We start from the raw sequence: 18,975 nt of genomic DNA, 5'->3' as shown, positions 1-18,975 counted from the left end.
CTTACGCGCTCAGCAGCTGCTTCATGTCATCTTCAACGTTGGTCACGGAACGCAGGCCGAATTTCTCGTTCAACACCGCCAGCAGGTCCGGCGTCAGGAAGCCTGGCGCAGTCGGGCCGGTTACGATGTTGGTCACGCCGAGAGAGAGCAGGGTCAGCAGGATGACAATCGCTTTCTGCTCAAACCATGAAAGCACCAGCGACAGCGGCAGATCGTTTACGCCGCAGCCCAGTTTTTCTGCCAGAGTAACGGCAAGAATGATGGCCGAGTAAGCATCGTTACACTGACCGGCATCTACCAGGCGCGGCAGGCCTTCGATGTTGCCGAAATCCAGCTTGTTGAAACGGTATTTACCGCATGCCAGCGTCAGGATCAGACAATCCTGTGGGACGCGGGTGGCGAAGTCGGTGAAGTAGTTACGTTCACCGCGCGCGCCGTCGCAGCCGCCGATCAGGAAGATATGGCGCAGTTTTTCACGGCTGACGAGATCAATCAGGGAATCTGCTGCGCCGAGCAGGGTTTCACGGCCAAAGCCCACGGTGATGAGATGCGGGATCTCGCTGTACGGGAAGCCTGCCATCTGCTGCGCCTGGGCAATCACCGGCCCGAAATCGTCACCTTCGAGGTGGCTCACGCCCGGCCAGCCGACGATGCTGCGGGTCCAGATGCGGTCATCGTACGCCCCGACGGTAGGGTCGATGATGCAGTTAGAGGTCATCACGATAGGGCCCGGGAAGCGGGCGAACTCGACCTGCTGGTTCTGCCAGCCGCTGCCGTAGTTACCGATCAGGTGTTTGAATTTACGCAGCTCCGGGTAGCCGTGTGCGGGCAGCATTTCGCCGTGGGTATAGACATTAACGCCGGTGCCTTCGGTTTGCTTCAGCAGGTTGTAGAGATCTTTCAGGTCATGACCGGAAATCAGGATGCATTTACCTTCGGTCGCTTTGACGTTGACCTGGGTTGGCGTTGGGTGGCCGTAGGTGCTGGTTTCACCCGTATCCAGGATGCTCATCACGCGGAAGTTCATCTGGCCGATTTCCATTGAGCATTCGAGCAACGCGTTCATATCGGCAGGCCAGGTTCCCAGCCACGCCATGATGTTGTGGTACTGCGCGTAAATCTCATTGTCGTACTGACCCAGAACGTGCGCGTGCTCCATATATGCCGCGGCGCCTTTCAGACCATACAGGCACAGCAGGCGCAGGCCGAGAATGTTCTCGCCAATTGCCGCTTTGTCTTTGTTAGGGGTGAATTCTGCCGCCTGACGCTGCAGGTCGCCCAGATCGTCGCTCACCAGCTGGAGTTCTGACATCGGGTTGTCCACGCGGGCGGCGGCATCTACCTTCAGGCACTGTGCTTTCATCGCTTCACGCAGGGCGATAGCCTCGCGGGCATAGCCGACAATGCGCGGAGAGTCGAAGTTAACGTTGGTCAGCGTGGAGAAAAACGCGCGCGGGGCGAAGCTGTCGACGTAGTGGTCGACAATGCCGTATTCGCGGGCTTTGAACGCCCATGCGGAAAGGCCTTGCAGGGCGGCAATCAGCAGGTCCTGCAGGTCAGATGTTTCTGCGGTTTTGCCGCACATACCCTGTGCGTAAGAGCAGCCATTGCCTGCCGGGGTACGGATGGTTTGTTCACATTGCACACAAAACATAATCACACCTGTTAAAGTTATATTTAATATACATGTTTAAGGTTATGCTCGTGCCGGAACGGTGAAAAGGGCTTTCTGCGACAAAATAGAGGGAGATTGATTTAGCGCAATTTTGGCGGCAGGTTCGCTACCGCCAAAGAAGTATCAGGCAGAGAAGAATGCCATCAGAACGGGAACCAGCAGGCTCAAAATAAAGCCGTGAACGATAGCGGCAGGCACCATCTCCAGTCCCCCGGAGCGTTGCAATACCGGCAGAGTAAAGTCCATCGACGTCGCGCCGCACAGACCCAGCGCGGTGGAACGGCTGCGGCGAACCAGCCCCGGGATCAGCATGATGGCGATCAGCTCACGCGCCAGATCGTTAAAGAAGGCGGCGCTGCCAATCACCGGGCCGAAAGATTCGGTCAGAAGAATACCGGAGAGGGAGTACCAGCCAAAACCTGATGCCATGGCCAGCCCGGTTTTCAGGGGCAGGTCGAGCACAAAGGCATTAATAACGCCTGCCACCATTGAACTGGCGACAACGATGACGGCAACAATCATTCCCCGACGGTTCAGGACAATTTGTTTCAGCGTCATGCCATTATTTCGCAGCTGGATACCAATCAGGAACAGCAGGAAGATCAGGGTATATTCGCTGGCCTCCGTAGCGTGCTGTAAAAACGCCCAGCCGGTCAGTCCAAGAAGAAAACCGAGCAGCACGACGCCGCACAGTTTTAATGATTCCAGCGCCATTGCGATTCGTGAAGGCAGTTTTTCCTGATGATGGTGATTTTTCCACGGAATTGTGCGCTCAAGCCAGAATAGTGCAGCAATATTACACAACAAAATAACCACAACGGTGACGACAGAATAATGCAGGATTGCCAGCAGATTGGTTGCCAGATTATCCAGGAAGGCCAGGCTTATCCCCATAAAGAAAAGAATGACGTAAACAATCCAGCTGAGAAAACGGTTGATAAGCCGTAATGCCGATTCCTGATGCAGCGGGATGAGATAGCCCACAATCAGGGGCAGCAGAATAATGAGGAGTCCTGAAAACATGAACAGCCGGTCCTTTTGAGTATCTGTTGAGCGCCAGAGACACTACCCAATAAAGGTTGTTCAGTAAAGCGACAAAAGAAAGCCGGGTGGCGGCTGCGCCTTACCCGGCCTGGAAAGTGCACACTCAGCTAGGTCGGGTAAGCGTTAGCGCCACCCGACATTACAGGCCGCACGTAATTAGTCGCGTTTTTCCAGCAGGGTGCGATACAGCACGCCGCCCAGAATACCGCCGACGATTGGCATCACCCAGAACAGCCACAGCTGCTCAAGCGCCCAGCCGCCCTGGAAAATGGCGACTGCGGTACTGCGCGCCGGGTTAACGGACGTGTTGGTGACCGGAATAGAAATCAGGTGGATAAGCGTCAGTGCCAGACCAATGGCAATCGGGGCAAAACCGGCTGGTGCATGTTTGTCGGTTGCGCCGTGAATCACCAGCAGGAAGCCTGCGGTCAGCACAATTTCAATCACGATGGCAGACAGCATGGAATAACCACCCGGAGAGTGTTCGCCGAAGCCGTTAGAGGCGAAACCACTGGCTGTCGCATCGAAGCCAGCTTTACCGCTGGCAATCACGTACAGAACAGCAGCGGCAATAATACCGCCAACCACCTGGGCGACGATATAACCAATGACTTCTTTCGCCGGAAAACGACCGCCCGCCCATAAACCTAACGTCACGGCCGGGTTAAAATGACCGCCGGAAATATGCCCCACGGCAAAGGCCATGGTTAATACGGTTAAACCAAATGCCAGCGCGACGCCGACAAAACCAATGCCTAATTCCGGGAATGCTGCTGCCAGAACGGCGCTACCGCAACCACCAAATACCAGCCAGAATGTACCAAAGCATTCTGCTGCTAATTTTCTAAACATAACCACCTCAAAATAATTTTCCGCACGCTTTCCTGCGTGTGGGTTATATCGTCAAAAAGGGATGACGACTCAAAGAGTCTCTATTTTAAAAATAACGACACCCCTTCGCCACTTAAATAAATTCGAATGGTTTGATTTCAGGCAATATGTAGTCATTCCTTGTTCGAGCCGGCGGTAAATAGAGCATAGACCAATTCTCGCAAGGGTGAATGTTGTGCTGTCGCGACAGGATGCCTGCCGCTATACTGCTGATAACTTGAAGGAAAAAGTGGTCATTTGTCGGGGGAATTATGCTTCTCGAACGTGTGGAAATTGTCGGATTTCGCGGTATTAACCGTCTGTCGCTGCAGCTGGAGCAGAACAACGTCCTGATCGGCGAGAACGCGTGGGGTAAGTCCAGCCTGCTGGATGCGCTGACGTTACTGCTTTCGCCCGAAGACGATTTGTATCATTTCGTTCGCGACGATTTCTGGTTCCCGCCCGGCGACGTGACTGGCCGCGAGAAGCATCTGCATATCATCCTGACGTTCCGGGAGTCCGAGCCCGGTCGTCACCGCGTGCGTCGCTTCCGTCCGCTGTCCCCCTGCTGGGTGCCGTGCGATGACGGCTTCCACCGGATTTTCTATCGGCTGGAAGGTGAGATGGCGGAGAACGAAGGGGTACTGACCCTGCGTGATTTTCTTGATGAGAAAGCCAACCCGATCCCGCTGGACAATATCGACGATTTGGCTCGCCACCTGATCCGCCTGACGCCGGTATTACGCTTGCGCGATGCGCGTTTTATGCGGCGTATTCGTAACGGTACCGTACCGAATATGCCAGACGTAGAAGTTACCGCCCGCGAGCTGGATTTCCTGGCGCGAGAGCTGGTGTCGCGTCCGCAGAATCTTACCGATGGCCAAATCCGTCAGGGGTTGTCCGCAATGGTACAACTCCTGGAGCACTATTTTTCCGAGCAAGGGACATCGGAGTCACGTCATCGTCTGATGCGCCGTCGCTCTCATGATGAGCAGCGAAGCTGGCGTTATCTGGACATCATTAACCGGATGATCGACCGGCCCGGCGGACGTACGCACCGGGTGATTTTGCTGGGGCTGTTTTCAACGCTTCTGCAGGCCAAAGGCACCGTTCGTCTTGACCGGGACGCCCGACCGCTGCTTCTGGTGGAAGATCCTGAAACGCGCCTGCACCCCATCATGCTCTCCGTGGCATGGCATCTGCTGAATTTACTGCCGCTCCAGCGTATTACCACCACCAATTCCGGTGAGTTACTTTCGCTAACGCCGGTAGAGCACGTCTGTCGTCTGGTACGAGAATCTTCCCGTGTTTCCGCTTTCCGGCTGGGGCCGGGTGGTTTGAACGCGGAAGACGGGCGGCGCATTGCGTTTCATATTCGCTTTAACCGGGCGTCGTCCCTATTTGCCCGCTGCTGGCTGCTGGTGGAGGGGGAAACGGAAACCTGGGTCATCAATGAACTTGCGCGCCAGTGCGGCCACCATTTTGATGCGGAAGGCATTAAGGTGATCGAGTTCGCCCAGTCGGGATTAAAGCCGCTGATAAAATTTGCTCGCCGGATGGGGATCGAGTGGCACGTGCTGGTCGACGGCGATGAGGCGGGCAAAAAATATGCCTCGACCGTGCGTGGCCTGCTGAATAACGAGCGAGAAGAAGAGCGCGACCATTTAACCATGCTGCCCGCGATGGACATGGAGCATTTTATGTACCGTCAGGGGTTCGACGACGTTTTCCACCGAATTGCGATGGTGCCGGTTGATGTCCCGATGAACATGCGGCGCGTGATCGCCAAAGCGATTCATCGTTCTTCAAAACCGGATTTGGCCATCGAAGTGGCGACGGAAGCGGGGCGGCGGGGCGTGGAGGCGGTACCGACTCTGCTGCGCAAGATGTTCTCCCGCGTGCTGTGGCTGGCACGCGGGAAAGCGGATTAACGTTGAGTAGCCTGATTCACCTGCTGAATCAGGCTATCCAGCAGCTCGTAGCGGCGGCGATATTCGGAGCGTTTTTTACTGGCGATCTCTTCCATCGGTTTACGCGGCATGACAAGCGGCAGCATAAAGTTACCGTTATCCTGTTTTTCACCCCCGATCGAGACCCAGAAACTGTCGTAGTCGGCCAACAGTTTTCCCTCTTTTTTCTTGCGATAACGCCAGCTGCGATAGATATGGGTGGCGTTACTGACGGCAACAATCTGCTCTACCGGGAAAGCGGTGCCGAGCGTCATCGCGGCTTCCACCAGCAGGCGTTTCGGGAACAGGCCATGACAGGCCTTCGTTGCGCCCTGGATCAGCTCATGCGGAACATGCGCTTTTGCGCCCTGCAAACCGCCAATGAACAGCGTCGCTTTTCCTTCAAACTGGCATAGCGTAAAGGTCATCTCCGCCAGCACCGTGTTTTGACTGTCGCAGAACGCGAGGGTGGCTTCCCCTTCTTTATCCAGGAATGCATCAGCGCACAGACGAACGGTAAATTGCTGTTCATCTTTGCCGGTTAAGGTCAGCAGGGTAAAGCCCTGCTTAGATAGATAGCCCATAAGCAGCGTCGCGGGAAGCTGGCGGCTCATCGTCTGATAGTGCCAGTTGAGCGATTCCAGCGCATGCTGACGATCCATATTCACCGTCAACCAGGGGCGATGCAGCCGGCACGGCAGTCCTGGCTGTACCTGCAACATCTGCATCAGACGCGGTTGTTTAGCAAGACTCGTTAACAGGCGCGCGGTGCTAAGGGGGGTCGCCAGCGAACGTAACATGAATTTACGTCGATAGGAGGGATTTTGCCACGCCAGCCCTGGTGTGAGCTTTCCGAAAGCCAGATTTTTGAAAAGCTGCCAGCCTGATTTAGGCTGCGGCAGGTCTGAAAAAGGTGTATCGACGATGGAAGACATGATAGATCCTGCTTCTTGATGAAGATCTCCATTTCAGCAGGCAAACTCTCAACGCCTCGTAAACAAATTATGACGATTTCGGGAAGTGGGGGTTTCGTTGAGGAGTCGTTTAGATAGAATCAACTGTTATCATTGCCAGAACATTTATTTGGAATATTTATGAACCTCAAGGGAAAACGCAGAACGCTGTTTCTGCTGCTGGCGGTCGTGGTTTTAGCCGGTGGGTATTGGCTATGGCAAGTGCTTAATGCACCTGTGCCACAGTACCAGACATTGATTGTTCGCCCGGGCGAACTGCAGCAAAACGTGCTCGCGACGGGCAAACTTGATGCCCTGCGCAAGGTTGACGTGGGCGCCCAGGTGAGCGGCCAGTTGAAAACGCTGTCGGTAGAGATTGGCGACAAGGTGAAAAAAGGCCAACTGCTGGGGGTTATCGATCCTGAACAGGCTGAGAACCAGATTCGGGAAGTGGAAGCCACGCTGATGGAGCTGCGCGCGCAGCGTGCACAGGCGCAGGCGGAGCGTAACCTTGCCCAGGTCACGCTGACCCGCCAGCAGGCGCTGGCTAAAACCCAGGCCATTTCGAAACAAGATTTGGATACCGCCACCACGGAACTGGCGGTAAAACAGGCGCAGATTGGCACTATCGACGCGCAAATCAAACGCAATCAGGCCTCTCTGGATACGGCGAAAACCAACCTCGACTACACCAAAATCGTCGCGCCGATGGCCGGTGAAGTCACTCAGATCACTACGCTGCAGGGCCAGACGGTGATTGCCGCGCAGCAGGCGCCAAATATCCTGACGCTGGCGGACATGAGCGCCATGCTGGTCAAAGCCCAGGTTTCCGAGGCGGACGTTATCCATCTGAAGCCGGGGCAGAACGCCTGGTTTACAGTGCTGGGAGACCCGCAGACGCGCTACGAAGGCGTGCTGAAAGACATTCTGCCAACGCCGGAAAAAGTTAACGACGCTATCTTCTACTATGCCCGCTTTGAGGTGCCGAACCCGCAGGGCGTGCTGCGTCTGGACATGACCGCCCAGGTGCATATCCAGCTGACCGGCGTGAAGAACGTATTGACCATCCCGCTCTCAGCGCTGGGAGAATCCGCCGGGGAGAGCCGTTATAAAGTGAAAGTGCTGCGCAACGGGGAAACGCGCGAGCGAGAAGTGGTAATTGGCGCGCGCAACGATACCGATGTGGTGGTGGTGAAAGGGCTGGAAGAGGGTGAGGAGGTTGTCACCAGCGAAAGCCTGCCCGGAGCCGCTAAATGACGGCGCTGCTTGAGCTGAACGACATCCGTCGCAGCTATCCCTCCGGCGATGGCCCGGTGGAAGTGCTAAAAGGCATCTCCCTGCGCGTGGAAGCGGGCGAGATGGTGGCGATTGTCGGGGCGTCAGGTTCCGGTAAATCGACGCTGATGAACATTCTCGGGTGTCTGGATAAACCGACCAGCGGCACCTACCGCGTGGCCGGGACGGATGTCTCCACCCTGGACGGCGACGCGCTGGCGAAACTGCGACGCGAACACTTTGGCTTTATCTTCCAGCGTTACCATCTGCTTTCTCACCTCAATGCGGCGCAGAATGTGGAAGTGCCCGCGGTGTATGCAGGCGTCGAGCGGAAAAAACGTCTTGAGCGTGCGCAGATGCTGCTGACGCGTCTGGGTCTGGCGGAGCGGGTGGAATACCAGCCCTCGCAGCTTTCCGGCGGTCAGCAGCAGCGCGTGAGTATTGCGCGTGCCTTGATGAACGGCGGCCAGGTGATCCTCGCGGATGAGCCGACCGGTGCGCTCGACAGCCATTCGGGTGAAGAAGTGATGGCGATCCTCCATCAGCTGCGCGATCAGGGGCATACGGTCATCATCGTGACCCACGACCCGCAGGTCGCGGCGCAGGCGGAGCGGATCATTGAGATCCACGACGGTGAGCTGGTCAGCAACCCGCCGCCACGCCACGCCAGGGCAGCCGCGCCGAAAGAAGTGCTACCAGCATCAACCGGCTGGGGGCAGTTCTCCAGCGGCTTTCGTGAAGCGCTGACCATGGCCTGGCTGGCAATGGCGGCCAACAAGATGCGCACCCTGCTGACCATGCTCGGCATCATTATTGGTATCGCCTCGGTGGTGTCGATTGTGGTGGTGGGCGACGCGGCAAAGCAGCTGGTGCTGGCAGATATCCGCGCCATCGGCACCAATACCATTGACGTCTATCCCGGCAAAGACTTTGGCGACGACGAGCCGCAGTATCAGCAGGCGCTGAAATATGACGATCTGGCGGCAATTCAGAAGCAGCCGTGGGTCAACTCCGCCACGCCCGCGGTTTCGCAGAACCTGCGTCTGCGCGTGGGCAATGTTGACGTTGCCGCCAGCGCTAATGGCGTAAGCGGGGACTACTTCAACGTCTACGGCATGACTTTCAGCGAAGGGGCGACCTTTAACGCCGAACAGCTGGCGGGCAGGGCGCAGGTAGTGGTACTGGACGCTAACTCGCGCAGGCAGCTCTTCCCCAATAAAGCGAACGTGGTGGGCGAAGTGATCTTGGTCGGTAACATGCCTGCTACGGTGATTGGTGTGGCGGAAGAGAAACAGTCGATGTTTGGCAGCAGCAAGATCCTGCGCGTCTGGCTGCCGTATACCACCATCTCCGGGCGGATCATGGGGCAGTCCTGGCTGAACTCCATTACCGTGCGCGTGAAGGAGGGCTACGACAGCGCGATGGCCGAACAGCAGCTTGAGCGGCTGTTATCCCTGCGCCACGGGAAGAAAGATTTCTTCACCTGGAATATGGATGGCCTCTTGAAAACGGCGGAAAAGACCACACGTACTCTTCAGTTGTTCCTCACGCTTGTGGCGGTCATTTCACTGGTCGTTGGCGGTATCGGGGTGATGAATATCATGCTGGTGTCGGTGACCGAACGCACCCGTGAGATTGGCATCCGCATGGCGGTGGGTGCCAGAGCCAGCGATGTCCTGCAACAGTTTTTGATTGAGGCGGTGCTGGTGTGTCTGGTGGGAGGCGCGATGGGTATTGCGCTCTCGATGATGATCGCGTTCGCGCTCCAGCTCTTTTTACCCGGCTGGGAGATCGGTTTCTCGCCGGTTGCCATCATGACCGCTTTTTTGTGTTCGACCTTTACCGGCATTTTGTTTGGCTGGCTGCCCGCCCGCAATGCGGCGCGGCTGGATCCGGTGGATGCGCTGGCTCGCGAATAGGCTGAAAATAAAAATGCCAGCCGATCGGGCTGGCATTTTGACTGCGGGATGTACACAATAAAACAGAGAGCTATGCAACCGTCTCTGCTTCAATGGGTACGATGAGGCTTGCATGATTGCCTTTTGGTCCCTGGTGTACATCGAACCGGACGGACTGCCCGGCTTTGAGCGTTCTGTAACCATCCATCTGAATGGTGGAATAGTGAGCGAAGATATCCTCGCCGCCGCCTTCGGGGCAGATGAAGCCAAACCCTTTGGCGTTGTTGAACCACTTAACAGTACCCATTTCCATGCTTCGACATCCTTCGTAAATCTTATAAGTTAAGATGGAATGAACCGGTGGTGGAGTGGGGGCTGTTCAAAACCTCGCCATCTCACGCTTGTACAATTTAGAGAAACGAAAGAAGTCGTCAAGCGTTAGGCGCTGGAGATGGGACAATAATCAACCAAAGTTTGAAGCAGTTAACGCTATTGCAACAGTTTGTGACAGACATCGCGGATGACAGTAATAGATGATTGTTATCTAACATCTGAGGTAGATTCAAAGTGGTTATGCAAAATGGGTAAGACCAACGACTGGCTGGATTTTGACCAGCTGGCGGAAGACAAAGTGCGTGACGCGCTAAAACCGCCATCTATGTATAAAGTTATGTTAATGAACGATGATTACACGCCGATGGAATTTGTTATTGACGTGCTACAAAAGTTCTTTTCTTATGATGTAGAACGTGCAACGCAACTGATGCTTACCGTTCATTATCGTGGCAAAGCTATCTGCGGCATCTTCACAGCCGAAGTGGCAGAAACCAAAGTAGCGATGGTGAACGACTATGCGAGGGAGAATGAGCATCCGTTGCTGTGTACGCTGGAAAAGGCCTGATAAGGCATAAAATTGGGGGAGGTGCCTATGCTCAATCAAGAACTGGAACTCAGTTTAAACATGGCTTTCGCCAGAGCGCGTGAGCACCGACATGAGTTTATGACCGTCGAGCACCTGCTGCTCGCACTGCTTAGCAACCCATCTGCCCGCGAAGCGCTGGAAGCCTGCTCCGTGGATCTGGTGGCGCTACGTCAGGAACTCGAAGCCTTCATCGAACAAACCACACCGGTGCTGCCAGCCAGTGAAGAGGAGCGCGACACGCAGCCGACGCTCAGCTTCCAGCGCGTGCTGCAGCGCGCGGTTTTCCACGTCCAGTCTTCAGGACGTAGCGAAGTCACTGGCGCAAACGTCTTAGTCGCCATCTTCAGCGAGCAGGAGTCACAGGCTGCCTACCTGCTGCGTAAACACGAAGTCAGCCGACTCGATGTGGTTAACTTTATTTCTCACGGAACGCGTAAAGACGAGCCTAACCAGGCATCGGATTCCAGCAATCAGGTCAATAACAATGAAGAGCAAGCAGGCGGGGAGGATCGTATGGAAAACTTCACCACCAACCTTAACCAGCTTGCTCGCGTTGGCGGTATCGACCCGCTGATTGGTCGCGATAAAGAGCTGGAGCGCGCGATCCAGGTGCTGTGCCGTCGCCGCAAGAACAACCCACTGCTGGTGGGGGAATCAGGCGTGGGTAAAACCGCGATTGCCGAAGGTCTTGCCTGGCGCATTGTGCAGGGTGACGTGCCGGAAGTGATTGCTGATTGCACCATCTACTCGCTGGATATCGGCTCGCTGCTGGCGGGCACCAAATACCGCGGTGATTTTGAAAAACGCTTCAAGGCGCTGTTAAAACAGCTGGAGCAGGATACCAACAGCATCCTGTTTATAGATGAAATCCACACCATCATCGGCGCAGGTGCGGCCTCCGGTGGCCAGGTGGATGCCGCGAACCTGATCAAACCGTTGCTCTCCAGCGGCAAGATCCGCGTGATTGGCTCCACGACCTACCAGGAGTTCAGCAACATCTTTGAGAAAGACCGTGCGCTGGCGCGTCGCTTCCAGAAAATCGACGTGACCGAACCGTCCGTCGAGGAAACGGTGCAAATCATCAACGGCCTGAAACCGAAGTACGAAGCGCACCACGATGTGCGTTATACCGCGAAAGCGGTGCGTGCGGCGGTGGAGCTGGCGGTGAAATACATCAACGACCGTCATCTGCCGGATAAGGCGATTGACGTCATTGATGAAGCGGGTGCGCGTGCGCGCCTGATGCCGGCCAGCAAGCGTAAGAAAACCGTTAACGTGGCGGATATTGAGTCCGTGGTGGCCCGCATCGCGCGCATCCCTGAGAAGAGTGTTTCTCAGAGTGACCGCGATACGCTGCGCACCCTTGGCAATCGCCTGAAAATGCTGGTCTTTGGTCAGGATAAAGCCATTGAGGCCTTAACCGAAGCGATCAAGATGGCCCGTGCCGGACTGGGGCATGACCACAAGCCTGTCGGTTCCTTCCTGTTCGCCGGCCCGACCGGTGTGGGTAAAACCGAGGTAACGGTTCAGCTCTCCAAAGCGCTGGGCATTGAGCTGCTGCGCTTTGATATGTCCGAGTATATGGAGCGTCACACCGTCAGCCGTTTGATTGGTGCACCTCCGGGATACGTGGGCTTTGACCAGGGCGGCCTGCTCACCGACGCGGTGATCAAGCATCCGCACGCGGTATTGCTGCTCGATGAAATCGAGAAAGCGCACCCCGATGTGTTCAACATCCTGCTGCAGGTGATGGACAACGGGACGCTGACCGACAACAACGGGCGCAAGGCGGACTTCCGCAACGTGGTGCTGGTGATGACCACCAACGCCGGGGTACGTGAAACTGAGCGTAAATCCATCGGCCTGATCCACCAGGATAACAGCACCGATGCGATGGAGGAGATCAAGAAGATCTTCACGCCGGAGTTCCGTAACCGTCTGGACAACATTATCTGGTTCGATCACCTGTCTACCGACGTGATCCATCAGGTAGTGGACAAGTTCATCGTCGAGCTGCAGGTTCAGCTTGATCAGAAAGGCGTGTCGCTGGAAGTGAGCCAGGAGGCCCGTAACTGGCTGGCCGAGAAAGGCTACGACCGTGCGATGGGAGCTCGTCCGATGGCGCGCGTGATTCAGGACAACCTGAAGAAACCGCTGGCGAACGAACTGCTGTTTGGCTCGCTGGTGGACGGCGGCCAGGTGACGGTGGCGCTGGATCAGGCGAAGAACGAACTGACGTACGATTTCCAGAGTGCGGCGAAGCACAAACCGGAAGCGGCTCACTGACGCAACTTAAATAAAAAGCCGGGTTTTTTAACCCGGCTTTTTTGTGCCTGTTTTTCTCCCTCTCCCGGTGGAAGAGGGTCAGGGTGAGGGCATCGTGCCGCACTGAAATACATCTTCCCGCACAGCCACATTAATGCCGCAAATAAAAAAGGCCGGGATTAACCCGACCTTTTAAATATTCATCTGCCATTACAGGCGAAAACAATTAGCGACTACGGAAGACAATGCGGCCTTTGCTCAGGTCGTACGGGGTCAGTTCAACAGTCACTTTGTCGCCCGTTAAAATGCGGATGTAGTTTTTGCGCATTTTACCGGAGATGTGCGCAGTTACCACGTGACCGTTTTCCAGCTCTACGCGAAACATGGTATTAGGCAACGTATCAAGTACGGTACCCTGCATTTCAATATTGTCTTCTTTGGCCATCTAATCCTCTGGGGTATCACTACCAAGTTTTGAACCGGCAAGATAATGCCGAAATTCATCAATTAAGTAAAGAATTGCGCGATTAAAACGCAGCAAAACAGTTTCGGCGCATTGCCCAAGCGTCACGGTACAACCGAACAGGAAGCGCATTCGTAAAGGGGAGACGACAGGATAAACGTCAGGACGTTATCTGAAGCGAGGGTCCCAAACGGCGGCGGGGCAACAGGCAGAAGCTACTCTGCGGCATAATTATAACACCCTCAAAAAAAATATGCGGAAAACATTTAGGCATTGGGCATAAAGAGCGTTCTTGGTATCCAGAAGTCGCGCGGGAGCTTCTCCTGACGGCTGGTATCCAGATGTTCGATGTACTGGCGTCGCGGGATTTCAACAGCACCCAGGGAGGCCGTGTGCTCGTTGAGCACCTGACAATCGAGCAGGCGTCCGCCGCGTTGGGCAAACGCCTGGCAGAAGACCAGCAGCGCGGTTTTCGATGCGTTAACCGCACGGGAGAACATCGACTCGCCACAAAACAGCGTCCCTTGCGCCACGCCGTACATGCCGCCGACGAGTGCTCCACCTTCCCATACCTCGATGGAGTGGGCGTAGCCAAGCTCATGGAGCTGATGGTAGGCGGTAATGATATCGTGGGTTATCCATGTCCCTTCATAGCGGTCTTCGGCACAGCCTTCAATGACCTGACCAAAGGCGTGGTTGAGGGTGACGCGGTACGGTGATTTCGCATGGAAACGCTTCATGCTGCGGCTCAGATGAAACTGCTCCGGCCACAGCACGGCACGTGGATCGGGAGACCACCATAAAATCGGGTCGCCGGGGGAAAACCAGGGGAAGATACCGCGCTGGTAAGCCATCAATAGCCGCGCAGGACTGAGGTCACCGCCAAGTGCCAGCAGCCCATTGGGCTCACGCAGCGCCCCCTCTGGAGAAGGGAACGCGATATTATGACGAGAAAGCTGGACCAGGCGCATGACAGCAGAACTCCAGTACGCGAGTGAGGACGCTACAAATATAGTCTACAGACGCTGTTTAAACTGGTAGTAGCGACCCTGTTTCGCCAACAGTTCTGTGTGACTACCTTGCTCAATAATGTGTCCGTTGTCCATCACAATTATCCGATCAAAACTCGCCAGCCCGCGCAGGCGGTGTGTGACCATCAGCACGGTTTTTCCGCTCATCACATTCGCCAGCAAATCAAGGATTTGGCTCTCAGTGGTAGCGTCCAGCCCTTCAGTAGGTTCGTCGAGCAGCATCAGCGGGGCATCGTGCAGCAGCGCGCGCGCAATCGCCAGACGACGCAGTTCGCCGCCGGAGAGTTGACGGCCCCCTTCACCCAGCCAGCTGTTTAACCCATCGTCCTCAAGCAGCTTATGCAGACCGACCTGTTCCAGCATGGCGCGAAGCGCATCATCAGAGGCGTCCGGTGCGGCCAGCAGCAGGTTATCGCGCAGGGTGGCGCTAAACAGATGCACGCGCTGGGGAACGACGCTGACGGTTTGGCGCAGAGCCTGCTCGCTGAAATCTGTCAGCGACGTATTATTGAAACGAATCTGGCCGCGCTGCGGATCCCAGGCGCGCGTCAGCAGCTGTAGCAGCGTTGATTTACCGCAGCCGGTACGGCCGAGGATCGCAATTCTCTGACCGGCATTAACAGACAGGGTGATGCCGTCCAGTGCATTCTGCGCCTGTTTGTCGTAGGCAAAGGTGACATCATCAAGCGCGAGTGCAACCTGCTCTGGCACAGCGGTCTGCCCGGCACTGAACGTGACTTCAGGCTCCTGCTCGGCAATCTGCGTGATGCGCAGGGCAGAGGCGATGACCTGCCCCAGGTGCTGGAAGGCGCCCGTTACCGGTGCCAGCGCTTCAAACGCGGCCAGAGCACAAAAAACGAAGAGGGCAATCAGGGGACCTGGCTGTGCATTACCCCCGACATTGCCGGAAGCCAGCCACAGCATGGCAATCACGGCCACGCCTCCGATCAGCATCATCAGTGCCTGGGAAAAGGCCGTCAGTTCCGACTGGCGGCGCTGGGCTTCATGCCAGTTCAGCTCGGTACTTTCCATACGCGCGCGGTAGCGCTTGCTGGCACCAAAAATGGTCAGCTCGGCCTGCCCCTGAAGCCAGGAGGTCAACTGCTGACGGTAGTCTCCGCGCAGACGCGTCAGGTTTTCCCCGGTGGATTTGCCGGCGCGGTAAAACAGCGGCGGCAGAATGATGAGCGTCAACAGCATGATCCCGCCCAGCGTGAGCGCAACGGAAACATCCAGCACAGACAGCCCCAGAGTGACCACCACAATCACTACAAACGCGCCCACTATCGGGGAGATCACGCGCAGGTAAAGGTGATCCAGCGTGTCGACATCCGCAACGACACGGTTAAGTAACTCACCCTGACGAAAACGCGCCAACCCGGCAGGGGAGAGGGGCAGCAGTTTGCTGAAGGTGTAGATGCGCAGATGCTGTAGCACGCGGAAAGTGGCGTCGTGGCTGACGAGCCGCTCGAAATAGCGTCCTGCAGTACGGGTGATGGCGGTACCGCGAACACCGGCAGCCGGGAGCATGTAGTTGAAGCTGTACAACCCGGCAACGCCCGCGACGGCCGAGGCCGACAAGAACCAGCCGGAAAGCGTGAGCAGGCCAATGCTGGCGAGCAGGGTCACAATTGCCAGCACAATTCCCAGCGTCAGCATCCACTTGTGGCGTTTATAGAGCGCAAGATAGGGCAGCAGAGCGCGCATCAGATGTCCTCCTGACGGTTCGCCAGCAGAGTGGCAAACGGCCCCTGCGCGGCAACAAGAGAGGCGTAATCGCCTTGCTCAACGATACGGCCATTTTCCATGACCCAGATCTGGTCCCAGTCGGCAATACCTTCAAGCTGATGGGTGACCATCAGGGTGGTTTGCTGCAGAGAGGCGGCGTTCAGGGCCTCCATTACGCGCTGCTCGCTGTGTGCATCCAGGCTGGCAGCGGGCTCATCCAGCAGCATCAGCTGGCATGGGTTCAGCAGCGCGCGGGCAACAGCCACACGCTGCGCCTGTCCAACCGACAGCCCGGCGGACTGGTCGCCGACAACGGTATCCACCCCGTGCGGGAGCAGCGGCAGAAACTCGCTGACCCAGGCGCGGTCGAGAACCGATTGCAGCTCGTCTTCACGCGCATCCGGGCGTGCCAGAAGAACGTTTTCCCGCAGCGTGGAGGCCGGAAGCTGCGGGTTTTGGCCTACCCAGCTGAGTTGTTTACGCCAGGCGTCAGGATCGAGTTTGCGCAGTTCGGTTTTGTTTATCCGCAGTGAACCGGTGTAGGCCATAAAACCGGACAGTGCATTCAGCAGCGAACTTTTCCCTGAACCGCTGATGCCGACGAGCACCACGCGCTTTCCGGCCGGTAGGGTAAAGTTCAGCGGGCCTGCCAGCACCTTACCTTCAGGCGAGAGGATGCAAAAATCACTCGCTTCGAGAGTCACCGGCTCTTTAGCGTTCAGCGTCACGTCACCCCGCTCCGGGTGCGCCAGCGGTGTTTCCAGGAACGTTTTCAGACTGTCGGCTGCGCCAACCGCCTGCGCTTTAGCGTGATAGAAGGTCCCCAGATCGCGAAGCGGCTGGAAAAACTCCGGGGCCAGGATCAGCGCCAGGAAACCGGCGGAAAGGGTTACCGCGGTACCGTAATGGCCGAAATCGAGCGCGCCGAGATAGGAGAAGCCGAAGTAGACCGCCACAAGGGCAATCGACAACGAGGTAAAGAATTCCAGTACGCCTGAAGACAAGAAAGCGAGGCGTAACACTTCCATGGTGCGCTGGCGGAAGTCCTGTGATGCCTGGCGAATGTTTTCGGTTTCCGCTTCACCGCGGCCAAAAATGCGTAACGTCTCCATGCCGCGCAGACGGTCAAGGAAATGGCCGCTTAAACGACCCAATGCCAGGAAGTTACGGCGGTTGGCATCCGCTGCACCCATTCCGACCAGCGCCATAAACAGCGGGATCAGCGGGGCGGTGCCCATCAGAATCAGCGCTGCCATCCAGTTAACCGGGAAGATGGCGATCACAATCAGCAGCGGAACAAAGACGGCAAGGGCCATTTGCGGCAGATAGCGCGCGTAGTAGTCGTGCATATCGTCAATCTGCTCGAGGATCAGCGTCGCCCAGCTTCCGGCCGGTTTACCCTGGATCCACGCGGGCCCGGCTTCCTGAAGACGATCGAGCACCTGACGGCGGATCTCGTAGCGGATATGCTGTCCGGCGTGGAAACCGACACGCTCACGCAGCCACACCACCCAGGCGCGCAGGACAAAAATCAGGATCAGGACAATAAAGGGCAGCAGGAGCGCTTCGCGCGGAATGTTCTCCATGATCATGTGATTAAGAATGCGGGCCAGCAGCCATGCCTGGGCAACAATCAACAGACCGCTGACGAATCCCAGGAGACGGGAAATCGTAAGCCAGCGGCGGGAAATAACGCTTTGCTGTTTCAGCCAGCGTGTTAACTCTTGTTGACGGGTTTTTTCCATTGCGTACTTTGCAGGTGACGTTATTAGAAATTGGGCAGCGCAATGTTACAACGGGGAGACAATAAAGGCGACTTATCGCCGCCTTTATTTACGTTTGTTACTGACTTGTAAAGATTATTTACTTTGTTCAGCCAGTCCATCGAGGTAGCGTTCAGCGTCCAGCGCGGCCATACAACCTGTGCCAGCAGAGGTAATCGCCTGGCGGTAAATGTGGTCCATCACGTCGCCGGCCGCGAACACGCCCGGGATGCTGGTCTGGGTCGCGTTACCGTGAATGCCGGATTGCACTTTGATGTAGCCGTTTTCCAGCTCCAGCTGACCGTCGAAGATAGCGGTGTTCGGGCTGTGGCCGATCGCCACAAACAGGCCCGCCACGTCCAGCGTTTCGACGTTATCGGTGTTCTGCGTATCACGGATACGCAGACCGGCAACGCCCATCTGGTCGCCCGTTACTTCTTCGAGGGTGCGGTTGGTGTGCAGCACGATGTTGCCGCTTGCCACTTTATCCATCAGACGTTTGATCAGGATCTTCTCCGCGCGGAAGGTATCGCGACGGTGGATCAGGTGCACTTCTGAGGCAATGTTCGCCAGATACAGCGCTTCTTCGACTGCTGTGTTGCCGCCGCCGATGACCGCGACCTTCTGATTACGGTAGAAGAAACCGTCACAGGTTGCGCAGGCTGAGACGCCGCGACCTTTGAACGCTTCTTCAGATGGCAGACCGAGGTAACGGGCAGAGGCACCGGTGGCGATGATCAGCGCGTCACAGGTGTATTCGCCGCTGTCACCCGTCAGGCGGAATGGACGGTTCTGCAGATCGACCTTGTTAATGTGATCGAACAGAATTTCGGTTTCGAATTTAGCGGCATGCTCGTGCATGCGTTCCATCAGTAGCGGCCCGGTGAGGTCGTTCGGGTCGCCTGGCCAGTTTTCCACTTCGGTGGTGGTGGTCAGCTGACCGCCTTTTTCCATGCCGGTGATTAATACCGGTTGCAGGTTAGCGCGTGCAGCATAGACCGCTGCGGTATATCCCGCAGGTCCAGAACCAAGGATTAGCAGCTTACTGTGTTTGGCCGTGCCCATGAGATCCCCATTGTTGTTGGCAGACATTTGGCTGGATTGTAGGGAATTTGTTGTCGTAAAAAAAGAGCGCAGCA

General features: G+C 56.4%; 15 protein-coding genes. 5 read left to right on the top strand and 10 right to left on the bottom strand.

Features of this window, described 5'->3' with window-relative positions:
• Window position 1 precedes the first annotated feature (1 nt).
• The 3 genes from hcp to aqpZ all read right to left on the bottom strand — a co-directional run bounded on the left by hcp (window position 2) and on the right by aqpZ (window position 3,571).
• Window positions 2-1,654, bottom strand: coding sequence for a hydroxylamine reductase (gene hcp / locus E3U32_RS13940; RefSeq protein ID WP_134349259.1), 1,653 nt, complete (start codon window positions 1,652-1,654; stop codon window positions 2-4).
• Window positions 1,655-1,798: 144 nt separating this feature from the next.
• Complete coding sequence (locus E3U32_RS13935; RefSeq protein WP_134349258.1) at window positions 1,799-2,698, bottom strand: lysine exporter LysO family protein; 900 nt, start codon at window positions 2,696-2,698, stop codon at window positions 1,799-1,801.
• 177 nt (window positions 2,699-2,875) lie between these two features.
• Window positions 2,876-3,571, bottom strand: coding sequence for an aquaporin Z (aqpZ, locus tag E3U32_RS13930; RefSeq protein WP_134349257.1), 696 nt, complete (start codon window positions 3,569-3,571; stop codon window positions 2,876-2,878).
• A gap of 290 nt (window positions 3,572-3,861) precedes the next feature.
• Here aqpZ and E3U32_RS13925 point away from each other — a divergent pair, with 290 nt between their 5' ends.
• Window positions 3,862-5,520, top strand: coding sequence for an ATP-dependent endonuclease (locus E3U32_RS13925; RefSeq protein WP_134349256.1), 1,659 nt, complete (start codon window positions 3,862-3,864; stop codon window positions 5,518-5,520).
• Here the strand turns inward: E3U32_RS13925 and E3U32_RS13920 are convergent.
• On the bottom strand, window positions 5,517-6,473 hold the full coding sequence (locus E3U32_RS13920; RefSeq protein ID WP_134349255.1) for a VirK/YbjX family protein: 957 nt from the start codon (window positions 6,471-6,473) through the stop codon (window positions 5,517-5,519). The two genes, E3U32_RS13925 and E3U32_RS13920, sit on opposite strands and share 4 nt — an antisense overlap.
• 159 nt (window positions 6,474-6,632) lie before the next feature.
• Between E3U32_RS13920 and macA the strand changes: the two genes are divergently transcribed.
• Window positions 6,633-7,748, top strand: a complete 1,116-nt coding sequence (macA, locus tag E3U32_RS13915) for a macrolide transporter subunit MacA (RefSeq protein WP_134349254.1) — start codon at window positions 6,633-6,635, stop codon at window positions 7,746-7,748.
• Window positions 7,745-9,685, top strand: coding sequence for a macrolide ABC transporter ATP-binding protein/permease MacB (gene macB / locus E3U32_RS13910; protein WP_134349253.1), 1,941 nt, complete (start codon window positions 7,745-7,747; stop codon window positions 9,683-9,685). The genes macA and macB overlap by 4 nt, the downstream gene beginning before the upstream one ends.
• A gap of 70 nt (window positions 9,686-9,755) precedes the next feature.
• On the opposite strand, the gene cspD is transcribed toward macB, so the two are convergent.
• Entirely contained in the window at window positions 9,756-9,977 is a 222-nt protein-coding gene (cspD, locus tag E3U32_RS13905; RefSeq protein ID WP_008499993.1) for a cold shock-like protein CspD, read from the bottom strand.
• A gap of 267 nt (window positions 9,978-10,244) precedes the next feature.
• Here cspD and clpS point away from each other — a divergent pair, with 267 nt between their 5' ends.
• Together clpS and clpA are read left to right on the top strand one after the other, a co-directional pair.
• On the top strand, window positions 10,245-10,565 hold the full coding sequence (clpS, locus tag E3U32_RS13900; RefSeq protein WP_006174393.1) for an ATP-dependent Clp protease adapter ClpS: 321 nt from the start codon (window positions 10,245-10,247) through the stop codon (window positions 10,563-10,565).
• A gap of 27 nt (window positions 10,566-10,592) precedes the next feature.
• Complete coding sequence (gene clpA, locus E3U32_RS13895) at window positions 10,593-12,872, top strand: ATP-dependent Clp protease ATP-binding subunit ClpA (protein WP_023335109.1); 2,280 nt, start codon at window positions 10,593-10,595, stop codon at window positions 12,870-12,872.
• 205 nt (window positions 12,873-13,077) lie between these two features.
• On the opposite strand, the gene infA is transcribed toward clpA, so the two are convergent.
• The 5 genes from infA to trxB all read right to left on the bottom strand — a co-directional run bounded on the left by infA (window position 13,078) and on the right by trxB (window position 18,901).
• Window positions 13,078-13,296, bottom strand: a complete 219-nt coding sequence (gene infA / locus E3U32_RS13890; protein ID WP_002211347.1) for a translation initiation factor IF-1 — start codon at window positions 13,294-13,296, stop codon at window positions 13,078-13,080.
• A 284-nt stretch (window positions 13,297-13,580) separates the two neighbouring features.
• A complete protein-coding gene (aat, locus tag E3U32_RS13885) occupies window positions 13,581-14,285 on the bottom strand; it encodes a leucyl/phenylalanyl-tRNA--protein transferase (protein ID WP_134349252.1) in 705 nt (234 codons plus the stop codon).
• A gap of 45 nt (window positions 14,286-14,330) precedes the next feature.
• Entirely contained in the window at window positions 14,331-16,052 is a 1,722-nt protein-coding gene (cydC, locus tag E3U32_RS13880; protein WP_134349251.1) for a heme ABC transporter ATP-binding protein/permease CydC, read from the bottom strand.
• On the bottom strand, window positions 16,052-17,818 hold the full coding sequence (cydD, locus tag E3U32_RS13875; protein WP_134349250.1) for a heme ABC transporter permease/ATP-binding protein CydD: 1,767 nt from the start codon (window positions 17,816-17,818) through the stop codon (window positions 16,052-16,054). Before cydD ends, cydC begins: the two co-directional genes overlap by 1 nt.
• A gap of 114 nt (window positions 17,819-17,932) precedes the next feature.
• Entirely contained in the window at window positions 17,933-18,901 is a 969-nt protein-coding gene (trxB, locus tag E3U32_RS13870) for a thioredoxin-disulfide reductase (protein WP_134349249.1), read from the bottom strand.
• Window positions 18,902-18,975: the final 74 nt, after the last annotated feature.

This window comes from Lelliottia nimipressuralis (assembly GCF_004402045.1).
In the GTDB taxonomy this organism is placed as follows: domain Bacteria; phylum Pseudomonadota; class Gammaproteobacteria; order Enterobacterales; family Enterobacteriaceae; genus Enterobacter; species Enterobacter chinensis.
Note: the sequence above shows the minus strand (reverse complement) of the source record. Positions and strands in the feature narration are given on the sequence as shown.